This window comes from Streptomyces sp. NPDC020362 (assembly GCF_040642095.1).
Lineage (GTDB): Bacteria > Actinomycetota > Actinomycetes > Streptomycetales > Streptomycetaceae > Streptomyces.
The window spans coordinates 1-3,994 of record NZ_JBFAET010000385.1; the positions used below are offsets into that span (position 1 = coordinate 1).

Sequence of the window (3,994 nt, forward strand, 5' to 3'; positions counted from 1 at the left end):
GGCCCGGCGGACGTCAGGCCCTCACGGCCCGGTCCGGCCCCTCCGGTCCGGCCCCTCCGGGCCGGGCCCGGTCCGCTCGCTTTGCGTCCACCCTCCCTGCGCGCCGTGCCGCCCGGGCTCGGGCGCCGGGCCCGTCAGCGGGCGTCGTCCACCCAGGACGTCAGCCGGCCGTCCGGCTGCAGGGCGACGTGCAGGCCGTTGTTCTGGCCGTAGGCGGCACGGCCGTTGGCGACCAGGGTGTCCAGCTTGACGCCGCCCGCGGAGACGTCGGCCTCGTAGTGGTGGGTGCTGATGCGGTAGATCTTCGCCGTGGAGGCGTGGTCGGCCAGCTGCGCCGAGGAGACGATGACGCGCTTGGCGACGGGCTTCTGCTGGGGCCGGTGCTTCACCTCGGCCCGCTCGACCCAGGAAGTGACCTTGCCGTTCGGGTGCAGCGTGACGTGCAGTCCGTTGTTCGCAGGGTGCGAAGTGCACGCATCGGTGAACTGTTCCTTCGTTCGGTTTCGTTCGCGGTGTCCACGACGCTACGGACCGTGCATCAAGATCACCCATAAGTCGTGTAACAGATCTTTGTGGCGTTCTGCTTGAATCGTCGAATTATTCGCTTCGCAACCTTTGAATGAGTAGGGCATTTTGGTTCCTTGCCTGGCATTCCCGGGGCTGGGTGGGTGTGGGCATGGGGAGGCCGGTCCGCCCGGGCGAACCGGCCCCGCATTCTTCGTGGCCTTCACTTTCTTCGATGGGTCCTCCTTCCCTCGTCGCTTGTCTCTATGGCCTGGGGACGCTCTTCGCCGCCGTACCGGCGCACATCAGCCCGAGAAGGATGGCCAGGGCACCGATGATGATGTTGTTGAGGATCACGCCGGTGTCCGGGCTGCTGCCCACGATCCACGGCGCGATGATCATCCAGGCACCCATGGCGCACATGGCCCAGCTGAGGCCGTACATCCGGTCGGGGGTCGTGGTGAATCCCAGCGCCAGCACGCTGATCGCGATGCCCACGATCAGGTTGTGGGTCACCAGAGCCGGCTGGCTCGTCGTGTAGTGCAGGATCCACGGGGACGCCGCGCAGTACAGGCCGAGCAGGAACACCGGCCCGTCCACGAGCGCCACATCACGGCCGCCGAGCATGCGGGCATAACGTTCCCGCATCTCGGAGACATCGGGGTGGGTTGCCATGTCACCCCTGTGCGAGACGTTGGCCATGTTTCGTCTCCTTTGTGACTTCCAGGCCTGACCGCGTCTGGTGCGGTATGCGGTAAGCGCCGCTTGTAGGCATTCTGCTCTTATTTCGCCTTTATGTGTAGGGTTCGGGAGTCCTGTTGCTGTCCCTCGTCCGCGACGGAGAAGGCCCGTCGGCGGACACGCGCGAGGCCGGGGCCGACGGCCCCCGGTCGGGTCGCCGAAAGCGCCTTGGCCCCGGGTGTCTTCCTCGGCCGGAAGGGCTTTTTCGCCCTGCTCCCCAGTGCGCTTCGGCCCGGCGTGCGGAGGCCCTGAACGCTGCGCCGGGCGACCGCCCCCGAAGAGCACCGACCCTCTTCGGGAGCGGCGGGCGGGAGCCGAATCCCGCAACTGCCCGCCGGCAGCCGTCCGCCGGACGAATGCTGCGTCACGCTCTTCCCCTGTCCGTGTCCGGACGGATGCACCCCGATCTCCGGGCGCGGGACGGGCGTGCCTCCGGCACCCTGGCGGTGGCCCGTCCCGCCTTCGGCCCGTGCCCGTACGGCGTCGCCGTCCGCGAGGGCATGCTGCCGAGTCGGTATCGGCCGGCGTCCGTGCCTTGCATCGTTTCCGCATCGAAAATCGGTGCGTGACTCAGGTGACTGTTCGGCCGTCCGTCATTTCCTGCTCCAGCCGGCACCGCAACTGCTGCAGTCCCCGTCGGGCGTGGCTCTTGACCGTACCGAGCGGCCACCCCGTACGTGCCGCGATCTGGGTCTGGGTCAGGTCCTCGAAGAAGGCCAGCCGGAGCACCCGCCGCTGCGCCTCCGGGAGCCTGTCCAGTTCGCGCCGGACGAGCACACGGTCGAGCGCCGACTCCGGCTGGCCGGTCCGGGCCTCCACGAGCGGCAGCGTCGAGCCGACGGCCGCGACCAGGTCGCCGCGCCGGGTGCGGGCGGAGAGCGCGTCGGCGATCTTGCGGCGGGTGATGCCGACGATCCAGCCGGCCAGCGGGCCGCGCTCGGGCCGGTACCCGTGCCGCCCCCGCCACACACCGAGGAACACCTGCTGGGTCACGTCCTCGGCCTCTCTCGCGTCCCCCAGCGAGCGCCAGGCCAGCCCGTACACCAGGGCGGACCAGCGGCGGTAGGCCACCGTCAGGCAGGTGTCGTCGCCCGCGACCAGGCCGCGTCCGAGCCGGTCGTCGCCGAACGACTCCTGCGCGGATGCCCACGAGGACGTCGGTGCTGACGGGTTCCGCGCACCCGCGGAGGTGGCGACGGCGGCGACCGGATACGGCGTCATGACCACGGCTCCTCACGTACGGCGGAATCCACCCGGGCCCGACCCGGACGGTGGCACCGGGGGATCGCGGGGCCAGGAGGTCCGCGCGGGGACCCCCGGTTCCGTCATCGTGTGCGTCCGTGGACCGTTCCTTCAACTTGCATCGATTCTGCGTCGTATAGTCCCGTCATGGGTGCGTACGAAGCCGAAGAGGGCCCCGCCGGACGGGCGGAGCCGGGCCCGCCGGCCCCCGAGGCCGGGCTCACCACCGGAGCCCTGGCCCGCCGGCTCGGCGTGTCGCCCACCACGCTGCGCTCCTGGGACCGCCGGTACGGCATCGGCCCGGCCGTGCGCGCGGACGGCCGGCACCGGCGCTGGACGCCCCAGGACGTGGCGATGCTGGAGATGATGTGCCGCCTCACCTCGGCCGGTGTGCCGCCCGCCGAAGCGGCCCGCGCCGCCAAGGAGGGCGCGGACGTCCACGAGCGCACGGCCGGCGTGCGGCCCGGTCCGCGACCGCCCACCGCTGCGGTGCGTTCCCGTGCCGCCGGCACGCTGCCCCTGGGCGATGTGCGTCAGGAGTGCCGGGGACTGGCCCGGGCCGCCGTGCGGCTCGACGCGGCCGCCCTGCACGAGCAACTGGAGGAAGCGGTCGCCGAACACGGCCTGGAGGTGGCCTGGCACGAGGTGATGGTGCCGACCCTGCATGCCGTGGGCCGCAAGTGGGCGTCGTCGGGCGACCGTTACGTGGAGGTGGAGCACCTGCTGTCCTGGCACGTCTCGACCACCCTGCGCCGGTACACCCGGCCGCCCGCCGCTGCGGACGACGCCACCGGCATGGGACCCGTGGTGCTGGCCTGCGTGCCCGGCGAACAGCACACCCTGCCGCTGGAGGCACTCCACGCCGGGCTGAGCGAACTGCGGGTGCCCACCCGGATGTTCGGAGCCGCGGTGCCCGCCGAGGCGCTCACATCGGCGGTGCGCCGACTGGGGCCGGCCGCAGTGGTCCTGTGGGCCCAGGCCCGCTCCTCGGCCAGCCCGCCGCTGGCCCAGCACGTCGCCACCACCGAGTGGGGCGTCAGGGGAGCGCGGAGGCAGCCGCTGGTGCTGCTGGGCGGCCCGGGCTGGGCCGGGCGCCCGACCCGGGGCATGGCACGCCCCACGAGCCTGCGCGAGGCGCTCGACACGCTGGACGGCATCCACCGGGTCGCCGCGCAGGGCGAGTCGCGCTGACCCGAGCGGGTGCGCCGCACATCCGTTGCCGGGGCGCACCAGGAGAGCTTCACAGACCCACGCCCTGCACGGCGTAGTTCGTCCACGGCTGCGACCGCGTGGTACTCCGGCCACGGCCGTGACTGCGGGATACGTCGTGGACGGCTGTGACTGCGTGGTACTTCTTGCACGGCTGCGGCTGCGGCTGCGGCTGTGTGCGGGTGGCCACGGGCGGCGCTCCTCAGCCGTCGCGCCCGCGGGCCCGTCTGAAGCGCTCCAGGCCCTCGGGCAGACCGATGAGCGGGTCCGGGTAGTCGACCGCGGCCCGCTCCGGGCC

Annotated in this window: 4 protein-coding genes; 1 reads left to right on the top strand and 3 read right to left on the bottom strand. The window is 72.1% G+C overall.

Annotated elements, in window-relative coordinates:
- Positions 1 to 134 precede the first annotated feature (134 nt).
- The 3 genes from AB0H32_RS47250 to AB0H32_RS47260 form a co-directional block, all read right to left on the bottom strand.
- Positions 135 to 389 (bottom strand): hypothetical protein, encoded by a 255-nt coding sequence (locus tag AB0H32_RS47250; RefSeq protein ID WP_361135593.1) that lies wholly within the window; start codon positions 387 to 389, stop codon positions 135 to 137.
- Positions 390 to 768: 379 nt separating this feature from the next.
- Positions 769 to 1,206, bottom strand: coding sequence for an SPW repeat protein (locus AB0H32_RS47255; protein ID WP_361135596.1), 438 nt, complete (start codon positions 1,204 to 1,206; stop codon positions 769 to 771).
- A gap of 609 nt (positions 1,207 to 1,815) precedes the next feature.
- Positions 1,816 to 2,466, bottom strand: coding sequence for a sigma-70 family RNA polymerase sigma factor (locus AB0H32_RS47260; protein WP_361135599.1), 651 nt, complete (start codon positions 2,464 to 2,466; stop codon positions 1,816 to 1,818).
- 168 nt (positions 2,467 to 2,634) lie between these two features.
- Between AB0H32_RS47260 and AB0H32_RS47265 the strand changes: the two genes are divergently transcribed.
- Positions 2,635 to 3,678, top strand: coding sequence for a MerR family transcriptional regulator (locus AB0H32_RS47265; RefSeq protein ID WP_361135602.1), 1,044 nt, complete (start codon positions 2,635 to 2,637; stop codon positions 3,676 to 3,678).
- Positions 3,679 to 3,994 lie beyond the last annotated feature (316 nt).